Source organism: Peribacillus sp. P4_C12 (assembly GCF_056402095.1).
Map to the genome: position 1 here is coordinate 1 of NZ_JBFUIB010000278.1, position 4,942 is coordinate 4,942.

Annotated in this window: 2 protein-coding genes; both read right to left on the minus strand. The window is 30.4% G+C overall.

Annotation, left to right across the window (positions count from 1 at the left end; all coding sequences use genetic code 11):
- Positions 1-284 (minus strand): NAD-dependent epimerase/dehydratase family protein (locus AC1DUW_RS20965; protein ID WP_477643360.1); only part of this gene is annotated, 284 nt, incomplete at its 3' end.
- Positions 285-639: 355 nt separating this feature from the next.
- Positions 640-4,248, minus strand: a complete 3,609-nt coding sequence (locus AC1DUW_RS20970; RefSeq protein WP_477643361.1) for a CDP-glycerol glycerophosphotransferase family protein — start codon at positions 4,246-4,248, stop codon at positions 640-642.
- Positions 4,249-4,942: the final 694 nt, after the last annotated feature.

Genomic DNA, 4,942 nt, shown 5'->3' on the forward strand with positions numbered 1-4,942 from the left:
ACATTATTTACATTATTTTCATAGTATTTATAAGGGTCTTGAACAGACTCACCAACTAAACTATTAGCAGCAAAATGCATAACAGCTTTAATTGGATATTTAAGGAATATATCATTTAAAACCGCTTCATCCCCTAAATCCCCTTCTATCAAGATGGCCTTCGAATCCACCAGCGAACGAAAACCCGTTGAGAGATTATCTAGAATAATAACCTCTTCTGTATTTACTAACTCTTTTACAAGATGACTCCCAATATAACCTGCACCGCCAACGACCAAAATCAAATTATTTACTCCTTTCAATCTAAAAAACCTTTAACATTAAAATTAAGGGTATACATTCCTTTTCATACTCCATGAAAAATGAAAAAGTCACTCAAACAAGACATATGACTTTTGAACCAGCAAATCTAGTATCTTTCAGTATATCAAGGATTGGTATAACTGAAAACGAATTCATGGCAGTATCAGTTATATGGCGCTTCAAACGATTGAACTATTAATTATTTTTTCAAGTCCATGATGAAATAATTAATATGTATCCCGAAATCAATTGTGCTTTTTTCGTGTCCTTTGATTATTCATAGAGTGGGGCAGACTCCTTTCTCATTGAATTTGAGAAAAGAACCTGCCCACTACTTTATAAGCATTTATTAAATGTTTCCATAGCTAAAGAATTATATTGATTGTAATCAAATTTTTCTATTTTGAGATTCTCTTTTCTAACCGTAGAGTATAAACCTTTTTCAAGTCCATTAATGCTATCTTCAACAAGCAAACCATATTTCCCGTCTTCCAAAACGGTTCGATTAGCAATTATATCAGTAGCCATAATTTTCATTCCTAAAGTCATCGCCTCTAACAAAACCATAGGTTGACCTTCATAATGTGAAGAAAGAACAAAACAGTCACATTTTTTCATAAACGAAAAAGGATTTTCAAGTTGTCCTAAAAGATGAACTGAGTTATTCAAATCTAGCTCATTGATTAAGGCCTGTAAATCTTCCTTTAAAGGACCCTGGCCTAAGATATAAAGCTTACTATTTTTGTGTTCCTTTTGGAACCTTGCAAATGCATAAATCAAATTATCTTGTCCTTTTTCTGGAGATAATCTACCCATGTTGACAAAATTAAAATTATCTTTTCTGGGATACGGGATAAATTGATTATCCACCTCCAATCCAAAAACTTCTTTTATTTTTAAAGCATTATTATCTAACCAGCCTAGAGATACACCATCCTTTATTATATGAGAATAAGTACCCTTTAGAGTAACTGCCTCCCTATCTACACTGACTATACTTCCATTAAGGCTTTTTAAATTTTCCACCGTCGTCTTAGCACCTTGTAACCCATACGGTTTATTCCAAATATAATCCTTTTCCCCAAAATTAATTTCTGAAGTGCTCTGTACTTCTCTCTCTTTTAACTTTATTGGTGTATCTATAATTTTAAATGCTCTGGTATCCAGCCACCCAATTTTTTCATTATCTATTTCAAAAAGATAATAAATACCTTTTATGGTTTTATTTACTTTAATAATATTTGCAATTTGACCTTCAAACTCTTTTGCTTTAGTTATTTTTTTAGCATTAAAATTTGGATAAGCTTTTGTCCAAATTTTATGGTTTTCTGGTTTAGTTATTACTCCATACATTTGCGTACTAATGTTTATTTCTTTCAAAGTTCTATTTTCAATATTATCAATTATATTCTTATTCTTTTTGTAATTTCTAGATATAATATACTTTCTTTTTAAATGAATTTTCTTCTTGTCTATATTGCTCGAATTTTCATAAATTGAACAATGTTCAAGAATAGATAAAGCTGAATTATCTATCCACCCTATTAACGTATCATTAATTGAAATTCTACTATATATCGAATGTTGTGTTTTTACTTCCTTATCAACTTTCACAATAATACCTTTAAAATCTAGACTAGTAGAAACTTTGTATGTGCCTTCAACCTTGTATGGTTTAGACCAAATATGGTTTCCCCCTGGTCTTACCAGTTTTGCGATTTTATCAAGATCTTTTTCGTAAATAATATTGTCAGGCATTAACTCAATGGCCTCATCGGTTATCCAGCCAATAATTTGATTGTTAAAACTGAATTTGCAAAAAGTATTATACTCATCTCTTGCTTTTCTTGAAATCACAATTTCAGCATTTTCAAATCGTTTTCCTAGACGAAACTTAGTTGCACCCAAATTACCAGGAAGGATATTCCAAGCGTAGTATTTATTAATACCCTTTAATATCGCTCTGGCTTTGAAATTTTCTGTAATCAATGACTTTTCGTCATTTTCTATAACTTCCAGTTCCTTTGATTCAATTTGAAGGATTTTCTCTGGGTTGATAGAATTCATAACATAATCGAATTTATCATAGTCTGCATACTCTAACAAATTCTTTCGGTTTAATTCCATTGTTCCCTTAGAAACACTTACAAGTTTATCAAATCGATTATATACGGAAAAAAGTCCCCTCAGATTTATACGATGAGGTCTCTTTCCATTAATAATTTTCTCACTCTCAGAGAGCAAATCATTATGCAAATAACAAATTTTCTTTTTTGCATCTGCGGACAAGAGAAATTTAGCCCAATAAAGACTATACCCACTAAAATCAATAACAAAGTCAAATTTAGTTTTACCGAATAAGCGTGCATGTTCTCTAACATATGCATTTTCGGGGTAAAGCTTTTTCCCTAAAAAACCTCTTTCCCCTCTATTATTAATAAATTTATTCCTATATACTTCAAAAAATTTATAAGCAGGTAGTCCAGGTTTAAAAAGAAAACGCACATTCTTATTTACCTTGTCCAAATTTTTCAAGACTTCTTTAGAGTGAGGAGTAGCAGTAAAACAACTAACATCATATTTCTCATAGTCTATGTTATTCATTAAATTGAGGAAAGAAGATGTAATCCCGTTATTTCTCATACCTCCCGGATATATTAATATTTTTTCCTTTGAGGAATCTAGACCAGTAATGGTGTTGAGTTCTTTCGAAGACCTATTGAATATATTAAGGACAATTCGCTCTGTTACTTTCCCATCTTCATAGTTCGTGAATTTCTCCTGCATCATTTTATATTTTTCACAATAACTCATTTTCACATTTTTAATATCCTTAATTGCATTAACTAATTCTTTCGAGTTAAAAAGCATCGGGCCAGGAAGTTCATCATTTTTAAGATATTGCCCTCTTTGCTCTGTATAAACATCAGCATCCCAAGTGTAAAATAGAATTGGCTTATTGGTAACAAGGAAATCAAAGAAAATACTAGAATAATCAGTAATAAGCAAATCAACAGTAGCAAGCAATTCATTTGTATCCACATAATCAGGGATCAATCTTTCCTTGATTTCTGTGTGCTTATTAGCTTCTTTATAAAGATAAGGGTGCACCTTAATCAAAATATTATATTGATCACCGATTTGACTTTCTAAATAATTTATATCTGCAATGATTTGAAGAACATCGTTATTCACTTTAGAAAGATTTGTTCCCTTCCAAGTTGGAGCGTATAAAATATTCTCCTTACTACCATTGATTCCTAAACCTAAAGTTCTTAAATAATCATTAAACTCTTCAGGATTTGTATTCAGAGTTAAGTCAATTCTTGGATATCCTTCTTCGATAATTTTCCCTTTATACAATCCGTTTAATTTATAGCTTTCAGTAAATATTTTGGTAGTATGAGCATTAGGACTCAAAATGTATTCTGTGCTTAAAAAGTTCCTTAAAACGTTTTGAGAGAGTGATGGATTACCCGGTATATCAAAACCCATATTTTTAAGCGGTGTACCGTGCCAAGTATTAATATAAACTTGATCATTTTTTGGTATAAAAAAAGACTGGAATGTTGAATTATTAATTAGGTACTCACTTGTTGCTAAATACTTAAAATAGTCCTTTGAGTTACGTTGAACAAATTTAACATTAGGCATGTCTTTATACGTTGATATTACACCTGAAAGCGCACTAAAATCTTGAATAGACCATATATGCACAAAATCTTTAAAGTCTTGATTTCCTATCATATATTTAAACATCGCGTATGGACTGTCAGTGATACTATTCCCATCGCGACTCTCATAAAATATAGTGTTTTTTTTCACAATTAACTTATCATAAAACTTTGCATAATTATTTACACGCTGATGATTTTCCTTTGATAAATAATTAACAATTGGTTCTTTAAGGAAATCGATTTTTCTTTTTAATACTTTCTTATTCACTAACTGGGCATCCCCTTTTTTGATTAAATTTTCACCTGATTCAAAATCACAATTATCTTTCCAAGGATAAATAATAGCAACAATAAATTTTCAATAGTTGGTGACTTTTTATTACTAATTTTATAGAGCTTTACTTTGATTATTAAGCTATATATTCCCTCTGTCTTAGTAAGTATATTACTTCACAATAATCTATATGAAAATAGCACTTTCACTTCTAAATATACCCATGATAAAAATATCAACTTTATTATCTAACATCTCTTGAATCTTTTGTTCTCAATTATCTTTAGGGATCACTTAATACACATTACAATAGTTTATATATTAAACTATAAAATAATCGCAAAGGTCTATGTCACGCCTGATTGATATTTTAAACTTTTTCATTTAGATTCATCATTTTTAATAAAAATGCAGCAAACAACAAAGCAAATGATTAAACTATCCTTTGCCCTTGTTGTTATAAATTCCTATCCATTAGCCTAGTTAAAGTTAAAGATAATCTCATAAGAATTAATGTAAAAAAACTACTTAACTGCCTTATGCTTTTTGAGTATACTTTCCAATTCTCTTAAAATGTCGTCTCTCAATTCAGGACGTTGCARCGCAAATTCAATGGTAGTTTTTACAAAGCCATCTACAACTCCGACATCATGTCTTTTCCCTTCAAAATCATAGGCAAATACTGTTT